This window comes from Bacteroidota bacterium (genome assembly GCA_005882315.1).
Lineage (GTDB): Bacteria > Bacteroidota > Bacteroidia > Chitinophagales > Chitinophagaceae > VBAR01.
Window position 1 is genome coordinate 409,806 of sequence record VBAR01000003.1, and the last position, 17,611, is coordinate 427,416.

The window sequence follows — 17,611 nt, forward strand, 5'->3', positions numbered from 1 at the left end:
GGTGTAATTGAATCAACTTCAGGAGCAGTAAAGGTGAATTATAGTAAGCAGAAAAGGCTTACACAATCTCAGGTATAAGTTACATAATTCATATAGCCATGAACCAGGATTTGAGATTTACATCCTTGCCATATACCAGTTCAGTTCTTTCTCTATTTTTTCGTAGTGAAAAAAGGCCGTAATGTTTTTTTGAAGACGAAGAAAGGCTGTTTCGCTTTTCACCACATAATCAAAAGCCCTGTGGTGCATACAACTGACGGCTACATCAATTTTATCCTGCGATGATAACATTACAACAGGGATATCAGGATTGATCGATTTTATCTTGTCGAGGGTTTCTATTCCGTTCATTGCGTTTTTATCTATCCCGTTCAGGTGATAATCCAGAATGATTACATCAGGTTTATGCGATAAATTTTCCAGGCAAAGTTCGCCTGTGGCAAATGTTTCAACAGTAAAATCGGTGTGATGAAGAAATTCGATTTCCAGTGATTTCAGGAATAATGCATCGTCATCTACCAGGAAAAGTTTAATTTTTTCGTTGTTCATGGTTGGTTGTTTTTAATCCGGGAAAGTTCCTCTGTTAATTCGGTGCATGCTCTTGAGCAAATATTTTCAATGTGTAAGATCATCCCGGGTATTTGCTCCACCTGTTGCTGTAAGCTGGCATAGTCCTGTACTTTTTTTGCCATCGCCTCAACATCCGTGCTGATTCCCATTATTGAAAAGGAAGGGATCATTTTATGTACTGCTTCATACAATGAATTCCATTCTTTATCCCGGAAACTTTGTTTCATTGCGATGATCAATGGCGGGGTTTGCTCCAGGTAAAGTGAGATCATTTCCATCATCAGCTTCGGATCAGATTTGGTACGGCGGATCAAATAAGCAAGGTCTGTACATTTTGTTTTTTCACCTTCTCCACTTTCTTTTTGCTTATGAAGTGTTGTTTGTACCGGCTTTCTTACCAGCCCGGCTATTTTACTATACAATATTCTTTCGTCAATCGGTTTTGCAATATAGTCGTTCATACCTACTGCTTTGCATTTTGCAAGGTCAACAGTTGTTACATCTGCCGTTAAAGCGATGATGGGGATCTTTGACTTCAGTGTCTTACGAATATATTCAGTGGCCTCAAACCCGTTCATCTCAGGCATCTGGAGGTCCATCAAAATAATATCATAGGATTCGGTTTGCAGTTTTTCTACAGCAATTTTTCCGTTAGCCGCAATATCCTGTTCAAAGCCGAAATCATCAAGCAATGTTTTCATCAATAGCTGGTTGAGAGCAATATCTTCTACTACCAGCACTTTAATATTTTTTACTGTTGCATCCAGTTCAGAAATTCCTGGTTCTTCTTCAATCACAGCGCTGGTTTTTTGAAAACTTAATATGAAACTAAAAACAGAGCCCTCATCAATTTTACTTTTCACACTAATGGTTCCGCCCTGCGGCTCTACTAATTGTTTTACAATGGAAAGCCCCAAACCCGTTCCCCCATACAGTCTTGAAGTATGGCTGGATGCCTGCTGAAAGTTTTCAAAAATTCTCCCGATTTTGTTTTCCTCTATGCCGATGCCGGTATCTGCTACTGCAAATTCAATGCTTACTGACTCTTCATCTTCATCCAGTAGATTTACACTTACTGTAATTTTTCCTTTTGTTGTAAACTTTACAGCATTACTCAACAGGTTTAAGATGATCTGGTGCAATCGCACCGGGTCGCCTACCAACACATCCGGGATCCTGCTGTCGTATTCTTTTACCAGTTTAAGATTTTTTTCCTGGATCTTCGGTTCGAACATATGCATCATGGCAGAGATGGACAATGCCATCTTAAATGGTGTTTGCTCAAAGGTCATTTTCCCTGCATCTACTTTCGCCAGGTCGAGTATATCATTGATGAGTACAATTAAAGCATCACCGCTCATTTTTATGGCGGTTAAATATTCTTTTTGTTTAGCCGACAATTCTGTTTTCAGCAGCACTTTTGTAAACCCGATGATCGCATTCATGGGTGTACGTATTTCATGACTCATGTTGGATAAAAATTGCTGTTTTGCTTTCACGGCATCTTCCGCAATTTGCGTAGCATTTTCAGCCTTACTTTTTGCTTCTTCTGCAATTCCAGTTGCTAACTCGGCAAATACAATTGCCTCAGTCAATTCTTTTTCATTTCTTTTTTGTTCTGTAATATCTCTTGCTACCACAACGGCGCCGAGCACTTTTCCATCCTCATCTTTATAAACAGACCCGTTAAATAATACGTCTGTCAACTTGTGATCCATTATAGTTAACGGATAATCTGTTACAAAACCTTTTGCGAATACTTCCTGGTAAACTTCACGGGCCCTATGTGGCTCAGTAAAATAATCAAAGAAATCAGTGCCTGTAAGTTTTTCCCTTGTCAAACCTGTAATGTTCGCCAATGCTTCATTCATATCGGTGATCTTACCTTCTGTACTTATAGTAACCAATGGATCATAACTTGCTTCAATAAGACTACGGGAATATTGGGAGGCCAATTTTGCAGAATTGCTGTGCGCTTCAAGTTCTTTTTTTACAATTTTCTGTTTTTCTTTCTCCTTGCTTTGAAAAATAAGTTCTTTGTTAGCAATGACTAACTCAGCTGCCCGTTTTTCCTTCATTTTGTTTTGAAAGACAAGTTCTTTGTTAGCAATGACTAACTCAGCTGCCCGTTTTTCTTTCATTTTGTTTTGAAAGACAAGTTCTTTGTTGGCAATACTTAACTCAGCTGCCCGTTTTCCCTTCTCTTTATTTTGAAAGACAAGTTCTTTATTGGCAATGCTTAACTCAGCTGCCCGTTTTCCCTTCTCTTTATTTTGAAAGACAAGTTCTTTGTTGGCAATACTTAATTCTACTGCTCTGTTTCCTTTCTCTTTTTTTTGAAAGGCAAGTTCTTTTCGTATAATGACCACTTCCGCTGATAGTTTTTTCTTCTCTTGCTTTTGAAAGGCAAGTTCTTTAAGAGCTACCAATAACTCATCTTTACCCGATTTTTTTAGTTTAGCCATATTCTATCTTGATAAAATTCGTTTACCTTATTTTATTCCCTTTGTCTCAAAAGCTTTAGGGGAAATACCAATTTCTTCGATCGGGTTTCGCCTTTTGTCCTTCAATTGTTTGAAATGAGAAGGAGAGAGTCCTGTAGCTTTTTTAAACTGGTTGGATAAATGAGCAATACTGCTGTAATTCATCTTCCAGGCGATCTCTGTAATGTTCAGTTCATCATAAATGATCAACTCTTTTATCCGCTCAACTTTATGCGCAATGATAAAATGTTCAATAGTGATTCCCTGCACCTCTGAAAACAAGTTGGCCATGTAAGTATAATCGTGATTTAATTTGGCACTTAAGAAATCAGAAAAGTTTGTCTTGATAAGTTCATCTGAATGATGAACCATTTCAATAACTGCATTTTTAATTTTTTCGATCAGAATAGCTTTCTTATCATCCATTAACTCAAGCCCTGTACTACGTAATGCAATTTTTATTTGCTCCCGCTGCTCCTCAGAAATGTTTTCCATGATCTCCACTTCTCCCAAATCCACTACAATAAAATGCAGTCCGAGTTTTTTCAGCTCTTCTTTAACCACCATTTTACAGCGGTTGCTTACCATGTGTTTTATGAAAATTTTCAGATATAGCCTGTTTTGTTGAAAGTAGCGTTAAAGGTGGCTCATTATTCGTCAAAGAATGTTACATAATTATGCGAAAAGGTTATAGTATTCACACATTAATTGAATTCCGGCAGTTCAGCGCAGGTATTAATTGCCTTTTTTAAGCTAGTTGTTTTTGCTCCGATACTGAAAGGTTATCTGCTACTGCTTCAGCATTTATACCTAACTCGGCAAGTTCTGATAATCTTTCGTTGACTGCTTTTTCTTCGGTTAAAATTTCATGTAATAAAAGGGATGCCTCCGTTTCGCCTAATGCATCAGCGAAAGAACAAAGCGTTCCATAAGTTGCAATTTCATAATGTTCAATTTTTTGAACTGCTGAAATAATTGCAGCATCCCTTACCTTTCCGTCCTCAGTACCTTTCATTATTGATCTTGCGTCCTTGATTAAATACGACATCGCTTTGCATTTTTTGCTTTCCGACTTTTCGCCAGTAAAAGTGAAAGCTCCTTCTAACTTTGTTACATGCTTTTGGGTAGCCTCCAGATGCCCGATAAGTGCTTCCACCAATAAAACTGCTGTTGCATTTTTGATCATTTTAGGAAAAGCTTTGGTGAGTGCCTTTTCTGACCTGTAGATATCCTGTATTTCATCAATAAATAATTCACGAAGTCCTTTATTAGGGTCATGTTCTTTCTTCTTTGCTTTTCGCTTGTTTCTTTTAAATGTTCCGTTTAGTGGAAACTGTTTAGTTATATCTTTCATTTTTTTTATTTAGTTACTGTGATTTTATTTAAGGATTTTCTGCTGTTACGTCTTCCGCCAACTTTGACTCACCGGATTTTTTTTCAATGTCTCTGTCCATGGAATATAGAGCATCACTGCTTATTTTTTCGCCACCGGCTAATTTCATTTTGTCCAATAAGTCCATCACCAGCATTTCTTCTTCTATCTGTTCCTTTACAAACCATTGCAGAAAATTCCACGTTGCCCAATCTTCTTCATCAAAACTCATTTTTACAAGCTTATAAACAGCTGCAGTATTATCTGTTTCATGCACAAATATTTTTTCAAAACAATTGTTTATACTTACTGGTGATGCGGGTGGGGCTGGGATGGCGGTTACCTCTACTTTGGCACCTCTTTTTAAAATGTACTCTAATATCTTCATCATATGGTTACGTTCTTCCTGTGCATGCCGGAAAAGAAAATTCGCAATACCTGACATGCCCTGGCCATCGGCCCATGCTGCATACGATAAATAAATTTGTGATGCATGTGCCTCTTTTGTTATTTGCGCATTCAGCGCAGCCGAAAGGGTTTTTGATAGTCTGTTAGTATTCATAATTTGATTAAGTAAGTTCAATTTGACTGTACACTTAGTTCATCCGGGTTTCTTCCGGCATTCCGTTTTTACGAGTAATTATTCTTCACCCTGTTGATTCAGTTTGGATCTATCTTAAATAATTAACCGGAGAAGAAAAAAGCAAGAATAGCTGCTGCGATCAGCAATGCCATAGAAAACAGCACAGCTACTGTAAATTTTGCGTTTGTAAATATTCTCATATCTTTTATCTTGTATATCAGTGATAGTAAGCAATCTAAAGTTCAGTTTATATAGACCTTCCAGTGTTATATACCTATTGAAAAAAGTTACAAAATTCACACATTTTAAGTAAAAGCCACCAGTTAAACTGGTGGCTATATCGAAAAGAGGGATTAATAGTTATTGATATCTGCCAGTCTTAAATCTGCTATGATTAATAATCCCGGTCTACTACTCTTTATATTCTTTTACATAATTTTCTAATTCGGTTTTGTTTGCTGCAGTACTCAGTAATTCATATAGCTGAACAAAATTATTCCGGTCTGTAATTGTGCGGTATGACAGTTTCGCTAATTGAAGCCTGTTGCTTTCACTTGATACCAACTGAACCAATTGTTTTGCCTGGCTACTGGTGAAATAGTTCGCCGTGCTATTAAACACAGATGTAAGGGAGTTCATTTTTTCAAATGGAAGATATTTTGCCTGGACACCTTTGTAAAGAATATTAAAATCTGCGTCAACCATCGCAACATGCGTATTGTAACCTGTGCTGTAATTATTATTTATATAGGTTGTCAATTCATTTTTGCTTGCCTCGTTGCTTAACAAACCATAAACCTGGTTGAAATTGTTACGATCTGTAATGCTCCGGTAGGACAACTTTGCTAATTGAAGCCTGTTATTTTCTGCAAGGACTATCTGAATTAACTGGACTGCCTGGTTAGTGGTGAAATAATTATCGTTAAATGCACTAGTCAATGAACTCATCTGTGTGTTCAGCGGCCATTGCTGCTGAATAGTACGGTATAAATTATTGAAGTTGGCATCAGACATTGCACCATTTACGTTATTGCCTGTGCCATAATTATCATTTACATAAGCCGCCAGTTCATTTTTGCTGGCCTGGCTGCTGAGCAGGTTATAAATCTGTTGGAAGTTGCTTGGGTCAGTGATCGTACGGTAAGATAGTTTCGCCAATTGAAGACGGTTGCTTTCTGCACTGACTAACTGGATCAACTGACTTGCCTGGTAAGTACTGAAATGATTATTAGCTGTACTAAATGTATTCGTTAAGGAATTCATCTGGGTATTCACCGGCCATTGATTTTTAATTCCCTGGTAGAGAGTATTAAAATCGGCATCGGGCATTGCAACAAATGAATTATCAGCAGCGTAGAAATCATTTACATAAGCTACTACTTCATCTTTTCCAGCCTGGCTTTTGATCAAATCATACAACTCATAAAAATTGCTGCGGTCTGTGACTGTATGATAAGATAATTTAGCTAATTGCACCCTGTAACTTTCAGAAGTAATCTGTTGGAGCAATTGCGCAACCTGGTAAGTAGTAAAATAATTACCAGTCTTGTTAAAAGCATTTGATAACATTGATCTTCTTAGGTTGGGATTCCGCTGAGCTTTTACATTCTTTAAAAAGGTATTAAAATTAATGGTTGTCATAGGAACCTGGTTCTCACCGTCTCCGTTATTTCCTGTTTCAATCAATTCCAAACTACCATTCCCGTTTACTTTTATTTGCATCTCAAATGCATATCTCAGGTTAAACTGTATGGAAATAATATCTGATTTGTTTGTATTCTGATCGGTACGTGTAATTCGTAAAGTATGCTGTCCTGTTTCAAGATTAATTAATGCAACTGTTGTTTTGTTGCCTTCAATAGTACTGTTGTTAAGATTGTAGTTATTGCCATCTAATGTTACCTGTAAATTTTTATTACCGTTTACAGTAATAGTGACAGACCCTGTAGTAACAGGAGGGGCAGCAAGCACAGACAGCGATGCTAAAATGCTGATGATATATAATGATAATTGTTTCATGATTTATTTTATTAGAATTTATTTAAAGTAAAAGCGACTTACTGCATTCTTTTGCACAGATAAGTTTGCCTGCTGATTATATCTTGATTGATTTCAGTGAATCGAATAGCCCAAATGCTTTGAGCAACCAAATGATCACAACAATCACAACAACTATGTTGAGAATGTTTTTGATCTTACGGTCCATCGGGATATAAGTATTTATCAGCCACAAGGCAACACCTACAACGATTAGTACAATTAAAATGGTAAGAAGAGGCATAAATAGTAGTTTTAGATTGATTCAGGTAAAGTTGAGTTAGTTTAAACTCATAACTGTTACACTTCCTTTTAAATAAGTTACATCATTCACACCCGGAAGGAAGCCGACAAACTTATTGGGCACATAATGAAAAACCCCGGTTGTTACCGGGGTCTTTTGTAGTTCGAATTGTCGAATTACTGATAGAAAAAATGCAAAAAATGGAACTTTAAACCTTTAATGATCCGAACTATTTTAATGCTGATTTTGCCAGGTAAAAGCCGCCGGATAAATTATCCCCGGCCACCCAGCCTCCATCTACAAAATCTTTTTTTTGACTTAGCCTCCCATTCATTGAAAAGGCAATACGATTATCATCCGGCCATTTGCAGTTAATGGCTATTTTGTTGTTATTACTTATTGTGTAAGAGCCGGTAGCTTTGCGTGAACTGTTCATATCACTACTGTACATTTCGAGATTGTTGTTCTCTCCGAAAACTATTTTTACATCTACCTTCTTCTGATTCATACTATAAACACCTTTCCATATTCCCTGTATATTTATTTCAGATCTCGTACTCCTGTAGATGATAAAAAAGACCAGGCCTATTGAAAACAGATACCACTTCATAAAAAATACTATAATTAGAAACCCGGTTATTAAAAAAATAAAAAGCAAGCATAAAATTCCGGAAGCCACTTGTATGCACTGTTATTACAGAAGCAGGATCCGGCCGTTTATAGGCTATTACGGGAAAACTTAAGAAATACTCTGTTCGGTTATTATTTATTTTATTAAAAAAACAAGATTATACTTAAAAAAAGTTGATTTAATCCTTTTCCACTTACCCGGATCAGGATTGCAGGAGTTTTGTTAATTGAAGAATAAAGATGAGATGCTTTCTGCATTCAGGTCTTATACGATTTGAGAAATAAGTTATATAATTCACATATCCGGATACCTGGTATTACTCATTATACATTTTTTTCATTGATCATACAATCAGTAAATCATGTAACTTATTTCTGAAGTTGTGTAACACCCCTCCGAACAAAGAAGTCCATCTTTGTTTATTGCTAATATAATTTATCGATCAAAATTCAAAAAAATGAAAAAAATATTTTACACACTATTTCTTGCTTCACTTATTGCCGGTTGTTCAGAAAACATGGTAACAGGCCGCAAACAACTGAGCCTTGTGTCAGAAACAGAATTACAATCCATGGCCAAGGAGGAATACAAAACTTTTTTAAACGCAAATAAAGTTGTCAATACAAGTGTCAATAGGGATGCTGAAATGGTGTATCGTATAGGTTCACGCATTGCTACAGCTATTACAGCTTATTATAATAACAACGGACAACCAGCTATTTTAGAAGGATACCAGTGGGAATTTAACCTGATAGAAAATAAAGAAGCTAATGCATGGTGCATGCCCGGCGGAAAAGTAGTAGTCTATACAGGTTTATTACCTATTACACAGAACGAAGCGGCATTAGCCGTAGTAATAGGACACGAGATAGCCCATGCAGTTGCACAACATGGTAGCGAAAGAATGAGCCAGGCGTTATTGCAACAATTAGGCGGTGTTGCTTTGCAGGTTGCACTCGCAAATCAAAAAGTCGAAACACAAAATCTTTTTATGACTGCTTATGGTGTAGGAAGTACAGTAGGTGGTTTGTTACCTTTTTCACGCAAAGAAGAAACAGAAGCAGATAAATACGGATTATATTTTTCAGCTATGGCTGGCTACAATCCCCAGGAAGCAATTCCATTTTGGGAAAGAATGGGTGCTGCCGGTGGGCAAAAGCCGCCAGAGTTTTTAAGCAGTCACCCTTCGGATGAAACAAGAATTGCAAATATCAGGTCATATATGCCGCAGGCATTGAAATACTATACACCTGTTAAAAAATAAAATGAGCCTGGGCTATTGAATGGCATAATATTTAATAAGAAAACCTAAAACGTAATTAACAATTAAAAAAAGCATAATGAAAACATTTAAAATTTTAGCAACCAGTTTTTTAATAGTAGCCTTTTTTTCTGCAGGCTGCAAGACATGGAATAAATCACAAAAAGGAGCGGCCATTGGCGTTGCCGGTGGTGCTGCCGCAGGTGCAGTGATCGGTAAAGCAGCTGGTAATACAGCAATGGGTGCTATTATTGGAGCTGCTGCAGGTGGAGTGGCAGGTGCTGTTATTGGGCGCAAGATGGATAAACAAGCAGAAGAAATGAAAAAGGAAATTCCGGATGCTGAAGTGGTTAGGGTCGGAGAGGGGATTGTTATAGAGTTTAACAGTAAGATATTATTTGGTTTTGATCAATCCAATCTTACAGCTGCTGCCCGTACGAATCTGGATAAATTATTAGCCATTCTCCAAAAATACCCGGATACAAACATTGAAGTACAGGGACACACAGACAGTAAAGGAACTACTAGTTATAATCAGAAATTATCAGAAGAAAGAGCTTCCACTGTTTCCTATTATTTAGCTGGAAAAGGGATTGCTACTTCACGACTCAGCATTCATGGATTTGGTGAATCATTACCAAGGTATACAAATGATGCAGAAGACGCACAAGCGCAAAACCGCAGGGTGGAATTCCTTGTTTCTGCTAATGAAAAAATGAAAGCAGATGCTGCAAAAGAAGCAGAAAAAAATAGTGGAAAATAAATCATTCGAAAAAACACAGGCTTTGGATTTTCGTTAGGCTACAGGTTTTAAAAAATAATTATACCCTTCCTTGAAAGTTTAATAGTTGCCTTCAAAAGCAACTATTTTTTTGACTAATATTCTGCATATAAAATTGGTAGCCGGTGGGGACAAAACAAGTGCTAACTATATCCAAATCCAATACGGAAAATAATGGTTAACTTCATTATGATTTCGATTTCAGAACAGCCCAACTCCGCACTCTCTCTTATTCGGGGCTGAAAGTTGAAATTATTTGCCTTAACCAGGAGCCTTGAAGTTGTTTATTAAAAATATGGTTTGCATCCGGTGCAAAATGGTAGTGAAAGCTGAACTTGAAAAATTGGGCTTGCATTATATTACTGTGGAGTTGGGTGAAGTAGATATCATGGAAAAAATTTCAGAAGAGCAGCATGATCAATTCAAAGAAGAATTGCTTAAGTCGGGTCTTGAATTACTGGATGACAAAAAAAGTGTACTGATCCAGAAAATAAAGAATGTTATTATTGAATCGATTCATTATTCTGACGAACCTTTGAGAGTTAATTTTTCCGAATATTTAAGCAAGAAACTAAATCATAATTATACTTACCTGGCCAATCTTTTTTCAGAGGTTCAGGGTACAACGATCGAGAAATTTATTATTGTACATAAAATTGAACGGGTAAAAGAATTACTCGTCTATAATGAACATAACCTCACTGAAATTGCCTACCTGATGCATTACAGCAGTGTGGCCCATCTATCAACTCAGTTCAAGAAAGTCACTGGTCTTACTCCTTCCCACTTTAAACAGCTAAGGGTAATACGACTCAACATGCTGGAAGAACTGTAAATCTTGCAAGTTTTACCCACAGTTGTGTAACAATAGTAATTACAAAAGAACCCACCTTTAGCATATACCAGTTCAGGTATCTAAAACTTTATTTATGCCATTTTATTATTTCGCTTTTTCAGCTACCATGCTGGTGTTGATTTTCATTTTTATCCGTGCTTTTATTTTGCGTAAAGAGAGCTTTCCGGTTGAATTATTTAATGAAGCGCAGAGAAATGAGAACAACGGATATTTTGAGGAGGCAATAATTAGTTATGAAAGCGCCTTGCATGAAGCAAAAAAAACAGTCTTTCTTACGGAGCTAAAATATAGAATAGCCGGTAAGCTTAAAGTGTTAAACACTATTCTTGATTACAGAAGAAGCATGCTGTTCATCCGGCAGAAGTGATGTATTGCTTTTAATAAAACCGTTCCTCTGTTTTACATATTAAATCTTATTAAAAATTAAACTCAACAAAATGACTAACAGTACAGAATTAAAAGGAAAATGGAATGAGCAGAAAGGGAAACTGAAACAAAGATTTGCCTTACTGACAGAGAATGATCTCTTGTTTGAAGAAGGCAGGAAAGATGAAATGCTGGGTAAGCTCCAGGTTAAGCTGGGTAAAACCAAAGAAGAGTTGCATCAAATAATTGAAGCCCTCTAACACGGTACTAAAACATTAAATCAATCCTTTCAAATCTTTAAAATAAAAATTATGAATAATTTACTATATATCATTGCTGTCGTTCTCATTATTGGCTGGCTTCTCGGGTTATTTGTCTTTCATGCCGGAGGCATCATTCATGCACTACTTGTTATAGCCATTATAGTTGTACTACTAAGAGTAATCCAGGGTAGAAAGATCCTTTAGAAATAATAAACCCTTACACGGGTCATTGCTGATATTTGATCTGGTTTCTGATTTTACTTGAAATGTGTGAATTATATAATAAAATTATTAAATCATATAATTCTCTGAACAGGCCAGGTTCCTAACTTTAATTTGGTTTTTTCCAAGACAGTGTGTACTACCGATGAAAATATCTTTAAACAATTAAACCTTATGTAATGTTGGTATATCGTCTATCATAAATAGCCAGGGGTGTCCCATTATCCGTTAATATGATCGCCTTGTAAAAGCATCGATTTACTCTGGCAGTTAGTTTTGGTTAAAGTCCCTGATTTTACAGGGACTTTTTTATGTAAGCAGGTAAAACCAGGAGTCTAAAAAAAATAAGAACCGAACTTTATAAATATAATGACGGGGTAAGTAATTTTATTACTATCTACAAAAACATGTGAATAATATAATCTATTTGTAAAACTATATAACGATTATAAAAAGAAATAAGCCCACCTTTATACCATCATTATCCAATAAATTTTATCGATTTCTCATAAGCAGTTAGTTTTTGGTTGTAGCCCCTTTCTCAAAGGGGTTACTCTTGTATTACAAATGCCGGCAAATAGCCCTGAAGTTTTTGTGATACAGTGCTAACTGTTAATGAAAGTGGGTAATAAAATTAAATTTATGGATAATAAAAAGCAGGATGGCAGATTAGATAGTTCCGAACTGGAGAAATCAAAAGCACACAATATTGTTAAGGTTATTGAGTATATGGCTAATTCAGTAGTGATAAAAACGATTATCCGAAAACCAACAGGTAGTATAAGCTTAATGTCTTTTGACAGCGGGGAAGGATTAACCAAAAAGACCTCTCCGTTTGATACTTTTATTCAGATCATTGAAGGGAATGCCGAAATAGTAATTGATAAAGTGGCCACTTTATTAAAATCCGGCCAGGGTATAATAATACCAGCACACATGTCGAACTTCATTAAACCAAACGGTCGGTTTAAAATGATTTCTACCATTATCAAAAGCGGGTATGAATGAATATCCGATTAAATTAAACAGTGAGCTGGCTTTGCTATTGACAAAAAAAATACTTATTTCTTACTAATCTTGTACAGGTTACCACCATCTGTAACTGCATAAAGCATTCCATTCATATAAGCTACATCCCTGAATCGTTCTTTTTTATCTTCCAGTAATCTTTCTTCACCAACCACTTTATTATTTACAATTACAAGGCGAATAATATGTGTACTGCTAAGTCCACCAATAAATAAATTATTCTTCCATTCAGGAATTGTATTGCCTTTGTAAAAACTCATACCACCGGGTGAGACTACCGGATCCCAATAATACACAGGTTGTTCCATTCCGGCTTTTTGTTGTATTCCTTCGCCAACAGCTGGTCCTTGGTATTCAATTCCATAAGTAATAGTAGGCCAGCCATAATCCTTACCTGCTTTAACAAGATTCAATTCATCACCACCCCGCGGCCCAAACTCTGCTTCCCATAATTCACCGGTTACAGGGTTTATATCAAGACTTTGGGGATTTCTAAATCCATATGCGTAGATCTCAGGCATTGCATCTTTTTGTTTGGCAAAAGGATTTCCAGGAGCTGGTTTCCCCTCTTTTGTAATTTTAAAAACTTTGCCTTGGCCAGCACTTAACAATTGTGCTTTTGCACGACCTTCCAATATTGAACGTTCGCCGGCACTAACAAACAGGTTTCCATCTTTATCAAATACCAGGCGAGAACCATAATGCATGGTACTGTTGAGAGCAGGTGAGGCACGGAATATAACAACAGGGTTATCCACTTTTGATGTGGCTTCATTCAGTTGTCCTTTTGCAACAGCCGTCAGGTTTCCTGGTTCATATTTTTCAGAAAAAGACCAATAGATAGTTTTGTTCTTTGAAAAATTAGGATCAAATGCAACATCAAGCATACCCCCCTGACTACGGTCATCTACAGCAGGAAAGCCTGTTATCTTTTTTATGAAAGTACCCTTTGCATCATAGATCTGCATATAGCCGCTTTTATCTGTAATAAGCAACCGGCCATCTGGCATTGGCACAACCGCCCAGGGATGCCCAATTTTTTCAGCGATCTTATCAGCATTGTAAGCCGTAGCTGTTTTTACACTTGCTATTCTTGTCTGTCCGGGAAAGGCAGGTTTATAATTTGTATTGGCTTTCTTTGTCTCAACCGGGGTGTTTTTTTTTGTCGTATCCCGCATATCTGATTCACCTGAAGTAGTATTATCTGAACACCCAAATGAATAGATAGAGAGAAATAATACAGGGACTGTAAAAAAAGTTTTCAGTTGCATAGTAAATTTGTTTGACGATGAAGTGTAAATTTAATTAAGTGTTTCTAAACAGGTTTGATTATTTTGATGTATGGTTAAACAATTTTAAACCTACAAAAACCCCTAACCATGGAATGGAAAAACAAAATTGTTGTTATTACCGGTGCCAGTACTGGTATTGGCAAAGCAACAAAAGAACTGCTCCGCAACAAAGCTTGTATTGTTTATAATCTTGATAAGAGTGAGCCTGCAGAAGCCGATCCTTATTTCATTCAATGCGATGTGAGTAAAAAAGAAGATGTGAATTCAGTGATTGACAGTATCTATGATAAAGAAAAGCGGATCGATTTTCTCTTTGCTAATGCAGGTGTTCATCTTTTTGCCACACTGGAAGAAACCAGTTATGAGCAACTTGAATCAATTGTTGGTATTAATCTGCTGGGTATTTATTACATGCTAAAAAAAATAATACCAATCATGAAACAACAACAAAAAGGAAGTATTGTGCTGATGGGTTCTGACCAGGTTTTTATAGGCAAAGCCAGCAGTTCCGTTTATGGAATGACAAAAGGTGCAATTGGCCAGCTTACAAAAAGCACCGCTATTGATTATGCGCCTTATAATATTCGTGTAAACTGTATTTGCCCCGGCACTATTGATACACCACTACTTCATAAGGCCGTTGATCATTTCTCAGCGAAAACAGGGACAGCCCAGGACGAAGTATATAAATCACTGGACGGCGTACAACCGATGGGGCGAATTGGCAAACCCGAAGAAATTGCACAATCAGTCGCATTCCTTTTATCGGATGAAAGCTCATTTACCACGGGCAGTTTATTTGCAGTCGATGGGGGATATGTATGCCAGTAGATTAAAATCTCCTGTTCAATGTATAGCTAAAGTCTAGGTCGCCGACGAGTAGGTTTTCTTTTGCATCTGTAAATATCAGCACCCCGTCATCGAGTTTTAAAAGGTTAATGAACGGGGTACCCTTTTCATCATTTAATTGATAGAAAATTTTGCCAACATCTTTTGTGATTATTTTCCAGTCACCCTTTCTGCCCCCCTCCACCCGCCAGGGAGTTCCAAAGACTTTATAAGTAGTTGGCTCATTTTTTTGAGAATCACCATACAAAACGATATACCATTTTAATTTGTAACATTCCATTCCGGGAGCTATAATGCCAGGCACTCCACATGGTGTTCTTCCTTCAAAGGACATAGAGTCCTTAAGTATCACTTTAGGGGACACAATAGCTGTTTGAGCATTTGCAACAGGTGTCATATTATTTAAAGCATAGCTCCATCCACCATTACCTTTTAGCATACTGTTATCAGTATTTAAAATATGAAGCAGGTTTGTGTTTAGTATCGCCAGTTTCAAAGCTTGCCTTCCGTTTATCAGCAGGTAATTATTATGCTCCTTTTTAAATTTTCCTGATAAGGATAATTTTTCTCCGCCGTTGATAAATCCATTTGTGTTATTCTTTCCGATACCATAATTGCATTGCAGCGTATACTGGTTATCGCTGAATGTAAGGTTCCATCGTATAAAATCAATCGAGTCAGTCAAAGAAATCCCAAGAAAAGTTCTTACGAGAGGATCAGCCGGTGTGCTGGCTGTATAATTCGTATCCTTTGAACTGGCGCAGGAAACACAAAAGAAAAAACTGAATACGGTCAGAATGTTTTTCATGTATCTTGTTTTGATAAAGCTCGGTCAAATAAGCCAGCTTCATTCCAAAGCTACACCATCTGTTTCCTTTTCTTGACAAAAGGAAAGATGCCTGAGCCGGTTTCAGAAGCAATACGTATTTTTATTTGGAACTAATTATATCTAACTCGTTTATGGCAATAACTCGAAAAGATGGTAAGCAAAAGCCTGCAGTTGTTAAAAACAAAGGAAATAGTACTAAAGTCCTTACTGCAAAATATTTTATTGAAAGATTAAAAGCTCACCAATCAGATATTGAACTGAAAAAAATACAACGTTATTTTAAATCAGGTGAAGGTCAATATGGAGAAGGTGATCAATTTATGGGTGTAAAAATGGGTACCCTGTTTGCACTTGCAAAAGAGTTTGGAGAAATGCCAATTGATGAAATAGAAAAACTGCTTGAAAGCCAGATACATGAAGTAAGGGCAGGAGCTGTAAGTATTATGGATAAGGCATCACGCAATAAAAAAATTGCACCTGGAAGGCTGAAAGACTTTTTTGAACTCTATATGCGTCGTCACGATCGCATCAACAACTGGGATTTGTGTGACCTGGGTTGTTTATATATGACCGGCTGTTATTTGTTTGATAAGTCTCATGCGGTTTTATACAAATTAGCCAAGTCAAAAATCATATGGGAGCGGCGTACAGCCATACTCAGCACATGCTATTTTATCAGGCAAGGAAAGTTGGACGATACATTTAAAATTGCAACTCTGCTGGTACACGATAAAGAAGACTTGATTCATAAAGCTACCGGGTGGATGCTGCGCTTTGCAGGGACAAAAAACCCGAAAACGTTAAAAGCATTTTTGGATAAACATGCTGCAACAATGCCACGAACGTTGTTGCGCTATTCCATTGAGCATTTCAATAAAAAAGAGAAAGAGTATTATATGAATCTGGGGAAAAAGTGATCTTGCATTATAAATTACATTTGTTCATCTATTTTTAAGTTTATGAGAAAAAGTTTTATCGTCTTCATTATATTAATTGTTCTGTTTCAAATTTCTTGTATGATAAAAAAAACACCCTTGGCCGGTTTGGAATTCGAAATAGAAAAGAAATTGTTTATTGACAGTGCTCAATTCGGCGTTGCTTTCAAGAATGTGCAAACAGGGGAGACCCTGCTAATGAATGAAAAAGAAAGCTTTCATGCAGCCAGTACAATGAAAACACCGGTGTTGATCGAATTATTTAAACAGGCAAGTACAGGGAAATTCTCAATGAGCGATTCTATTGAAATAAAAAATAATTTTAAAAGCATTGTTGATGGTAGTGAATACTCACTGGATTCTGCTGATGATAGTGAATTTGAATTATATAAAGTCATCGGACAAAAGCGAACTATTGCAGACCTGGCTTATAACATGATCATCCTTAGCAGCAATATGGCAACTAATATGCTTATTGAGCTTGTAACAGCTGATAGTGTAATGAAAACAATGAAATCACTTGGTGCAAAGGATATACAGGTGTTACGTGGTGTGGAAGATAGTAAGGCTTTTGAAAAAGGATTAAATAATACGACTACTGCATACGACCAGATGCTGCTGTATAATTTACTGGCAAAAGAAAAACTGGTAAATAAAGAAGCCTCGAATGAAATGACAAGGATCTTGCTGGATCAAAAGTTCAATACGGTAATTCCTGCCAAACTTCCACCCGAAGTAAAAGTGGCGCATAAAACAGGCTCAATTACCGGTGTACAGCATGATGCAGGAGTTGTTATTCTCCCTGACGGCAGAAAATATGTGCTTGTATTATTATCCCGCTTTAAGAAAGAAGATGAGAAAAAAGTAATTGAAGCAATGGCCGCTGTTTCAAAATTGGTATATGATTATGTGATGAAGCACTAATAGAATTTATAGACCCTCAATTTTTCTACTTAACTTTAAAGGTCTTACACCATCCCTTTGCTTTTACTACCACCCCGTACAAGA

At 36.8% G+C, this 17,611-nt stretch carries 20 protein-coding genes; 10 read left to right on the forward strand and 10 right to left on the reverse strand.

Annotated features, from left to right (window positions below; genetic code table 11):
* Window positions 1-117: 117 nt before the first annotated feature.
* From E6H07_15195 to E6H07_15230, 8 genes are all read right to left on the reverse strand, one after another.
* Window positions 118-549, reverse strand: coding sequence for a response regulator (locus E6H07_15195; protein TMI62751.1), 432 nt, complete (start codon window positions 547-549; stop codon window positions 118-120).
* A complete protein-coding gene (locus E6H07_15200) occupies window positions 546-3,035 on the reverse strand; it encodes a response regulator (protein TMI62752.1) in 2,490 nt (829 codons plus the stop codon). Before E6H07_15200 ends, E6H07_15195 begins: the two co-directional genes overlap by 4 nt.
* A 27-nt stretch (window positions 3,036-3,062) precedes the next feature.
* The gene (locus E6H07_15205; GenBank protein ID TMI62753.1) at window positions 3,063-3,641 is read right to left on the reverse strand and encodes an AraC family transcriptional regulator; all 579 of its coding nucleotides are present in this window, start codon (window positions 3,639-3,641) and stop codon (window positions 3,063-3,065) included.
* A 160-nt stretch (window positions 3,642-3,801) separates the two neighbouring features.
* Window positions 3,802-4,407 (reverse strand): ferritin-like domain-containing protein, encoded by a 606-nt coding sequence (locus E6H07_15210; protein ID TMI62754.1) that lies wholly within the window; start codon window positions 4,405-4,407, stop codon window positions 3,802-3,804.
* A 28-nt stretch (window positions 4,408-4,435) separates the two neighbouring features.
* Window positions 4,436-4,987, reverse strand: coding sequence for a ferritin (locus tag E6H07_15215; protein ID TMI62755.1), 552 nt, complete (start codon window positions 4,985-4,987; stop codon window positions 4,436-4,438).
* Window positions 4,988-5,419: 432 nt separating this feature from the next.
* Window positions 5,420-7,027 carry a DUF4476 domain-containing protein gene (locus E6H07_15220; GenBank protein TMI62756.1) on the reverse strand — a complete coding sequence of 536 codons (1,608 nt, stop codon included), beginning with the start codon at window positions 7,025-7,027 and terminating at the stop codon, window positions 5,420-5,422.
* Between the two features lie 76 nt (window positions 7,028-7,103).
* Complete coding sequence (locus E6H07_15225) at window positions 7,104-7,289, reverse strand: hypothetical protein (GenBank protein TMI62757.1); 186 nt, start codon at window positions 7,287-7,289, stop codon at window positions 7,104-7,106.
* A 229-nt stretch (window positions 7,290-7,518) separates the two neighbouring features.
* Window positions 7,519-7,899 (reverse strand): hypothetical protein, encoded by a 381-nt coding sequence (locus tag E6H07_15230; GenBank protein ID TMI62758.1) that lies wholly within the window; start codon window positions 7,897-7,899, stop codon window positions 7,519-7,521.
* A gap of 478 nt (window positions 7,900-8,377) precedes the next feature.
* Between E6H07_15230 and E6H07_15235 the strand changes: the two genes are divergently transcribed.
* The 7 genes from E6H07_15235 to E6H07_15265 all read left to right on the forward strand — a co-directional run bounded on the left by E6H07_15235 (window position 8,378) and on the right by E6H07_15265 (window position 12,677).
* Window positions 8,378-9,184, forward strand: a complete 807-nt coding sequence (locus E6H07_15235) for a M48 family metallopeptidase (GenBank protein TMI62759.1) — start codon at window positions 8,378-8,380, stop codon at window positions 9,182-9,184.
* Window positions 9,185-9,260: 76 nt separating this feature from the next.
* Entirely contained in the window at window positions 9,261-9,944 is a 684-nt protein-coding gene (locus E6H07_15240; protein ID TMI62760.1) for an OmpA family protein, read from the forward strand.
* Between the two features lie 313 nt (window positions 9,945-10,257).
* The gene (locus E6H07_15245) at window positions 10,258-10,797 is read left to right on the forward strand and encodes a helix-turn-helix transcriptional regulator (GenBank protein ID TMI63084.1); all 540 of its coding nucleotides are present in this window, start codon (window positions 10,258-10,260) and stop codon (window positions 10,795-10,797) included.
* Between the two features lie 94 nt (window positions 10,798-10,891).
* Window positions 10,892-11,185, forward strand: coding sequence for a hypothetical protein (locus tag E6H07_15250; protein ID TMI62761.1), 294 nt, complete (start codon window positions 10,892-10,894; stop codon window positions 11,183-11,185).
* A gap of 70 nt (window positions 11,186-11,255) precedes the next feature.
* Window positions 11,256-11,444, forward strand: a complete 189-nt coding sequence (locus E6H07_15255; protein ID TMI62762.1) for a CsbD family protein — start codon at window positions 11,256-11,258, stop codon at window positions 11,442-11,444.
* Between the two features lie 51 nt (window positions 11,445-11,495).
* Complete coding sequence (locus E6H07_15260) at window positions 11,496-11,651, forward strand: lmo0937 family membrane protein (protein TMI62763.1); 156 nt, start codon at window positions 11,496-11,498, stop codon at window positions 11,649-11,651.
* 660 nt (window positions 11,652-12,311) lie between these two features.
* A complete protein-coding gene (locus E6H07_15265) occupies window positions 12,312-12,677 on the forward strand; it encodes a cupin (protein TMI62764.1) in 366 nt (121 codons plus the stop codon).
* Between the two features lie 53 nt (window positions 12,678-12,730).
* On the opposite strand, the gene E6H07_15270 is transcribed toward E6H07_15265, so the two are convergent.
* On the reverse strand, window positions 12,731-13,969 hold the full coding sequence (locus E6H07_15270; GenBank protein TMI62765.1) for a PQQ-dependent sugar dehydrogenase: 1,239 nt from the start codon (window positions 13,967-13,969) through the stop codon (window positions 12,731-12,733).
* Between the two features lie 108 nt (window positions 13,970-14,077).
* Here E6H07_15270 and E6H07_15275 point away from each other — a divergent pair, with 108 nt between their 5' ends.
* Window positions 14,078-14,821, forward strand: coding sequence for an SDR family oxidoreductase (locus tag E6H07_15275; protein TMI62766.1), 744 nt, complete (start codon window positions 14,078-14,080; stop codon window positions 14,819-14,821).
* Window position 14,822: 1 nt separating this feature from the next.
* Here E6H07_15275 and E6H07_15280 read toward each other — a convergent pair whose 3' ends face one another.
* Window positions 14,823-15,647: a hypothetical protein gene (locus E6H07_15280; protein ID TMI62767.1), complete on the reverse strand. Its 825-nt coding sequence runs from the start codon at window positions 15,645-15,647 to the stop codon at window positions 14,823-14,825.
* Window positions 15,648-15,799: 152 nt separating this feature from the next.
* Here E6H07_15280 and E6H07_15285 point away from each other — a divergent pair, with 152 nt between their 5' ends.
* Window positions 15,800-16,585, forward strand: a complete 786-nt coding sequence (locus E6H07_15285) for a DNA alkylation repair protein (GenBank protein TMI62768.1) — start codon at window positions 15,800-15,802, stop codon at window positions 16,583-16,585.
* Window positions 16,586-16,627: 42 nt separating this feature from the next.
* Window positions 16,628-17,527: a serine hydrolase gene (locus E6H07_15290; protein TMI62769.1), complete on the forward strand. Its 900-nt coding sequence runs from the start codon at window positions 16,628-16,630 to the stop codon at window positions 17,525-17,527.
* Window positions 17,528-17,611 lie beyond the last annotated feature (84 nt).

Coding starts and splice junctions, on each gene's coding strand:
- E6H07_15275 (TMI62766.1), top strand. CDS start 14,078: ATGGAATGGAAAAACAAAATTGTTGTTATTACCGGTGCCAGTACTGGT.
- E6H07_15240 (TMI62760.1), top strand. CDS start 9,261: ATGAAAACATTTAAAATTTTAGCAACCAGTTTTTTAATAGTAGCCTTT.
- E6H07_15230 (TMI62758.1), bottom strand. CDS start 7,899: ATGAAGTGGTATCTGTTTTCAATAGGCCTGGTCTTTTTTATCATCTAC.
- E6H07_15245 (TMI63084.1), top strand. CDS start 10,258: ATGGTTTGCATCCGGTGCAAAATGGTAGTGAAAGCTGAACTTGAAAAA.
- E6H07_15200 (TMI62752.1), bottom strand. CDS start 3,035: ATGGCTAAACTAAAAAAATCGGGTAAAGATGAGTTATTGGTAGCTCTT.
- E6H07_15195 (TMI62751.1), bottom strand. CDS start 549: ATGAACAACGAAAAAATTAAACTTTTCCTGGTAGATGACGATGCATTA.
- E6H07_15285 (TMI62768.1), top strand. CDS start 15,800: ATGGCAATAACTCGAAAAGATGGTAAGCAAAAGCCTGCAGTTGTTAAA.
- E6H07_15225 (TMI62757.1), bottom strand. CDS start 7,289: ATGCCTCTTCTTACCATTTTAATTGTACTAATCGTTGTAGGTGTTGCC.
- E6H07_15260 (TMI62763.1), top strand. CDS start 11,496: ATGAATAATTTACTATATATCATTGCTGTCGTTCTCATTATTGGCTGG.
- E6H07_15215 (TMI62755.1), bottom strand. CDS start 4,987: ATGAATACTAACAGACTATCAAAAACCCTTTCGGCTGCGCTGAATGCG.
- E6H07_15280 (TMI62767.1), bottom strand. CDS start 15,647: ATGAAAAACATTCTGACCGTATTCAGTTTTTTCTTTTGTGTTTCCTGC.
- E6H07_15255 (TMI62762.1), top strand. CDS start 11,256: ATGACTAACAGTACAGAATTAAAAGGAAAATGGAATGAGCAGAAAGGG.
- E6H07_15270 (TMI62765.1), bottom strand. CDS start 13,969: ATGCAACTGAAAACTTTTTTTACAGTCCCTGTATTATTTCTCTCTATC.
- E6H07_15210 (TMI62754.1), bottom strand. CDS start 4,407: ATGAAAGATATAACTAAACAGTTTCCACTAAACGGAACATTTAAAAGA.
- E6H07_15220 (TMI62756.1), bottom strand. CDS start 7,027: ATGAAACAATTATCATTATATATCATCAGCATTTTAGCATCGCTGTCT.
- E6H07_15265 (TMI62764.1), top strand. CDS start 12,312: ATGGATAATAAAAAGCAGGATGGCAGATTAGATAGTTCCGAACTGGAG.
- E6H07_15235 (TMI62759.1), top strand. CDS start 8,378: ATGAAAAAAATATTTTACACACTATTTCTTGCTTCACTTATTGCCGGT.
- E6H07_15290 (TMI62769.1), top strand. CDS start 16,628: ATGAGAAAAAGTTTTATCGTCTTCATTATATTAATTGTTCTGTTTCAA.
- E6H07_15250 (TMI62761.1), top strand. CDS start 10,892: ATGCCATTTTATTATTTCGCTTTTTCAGCTACCATGCTGGTGTTGATT.
- E6H07_15205 (TMI62753.1), bottom strand. CDS start 3,641: ATGGTAAGCAACCGCTGTAAAATGGTGGTTAAAGAAGAGCTGAAAAAA.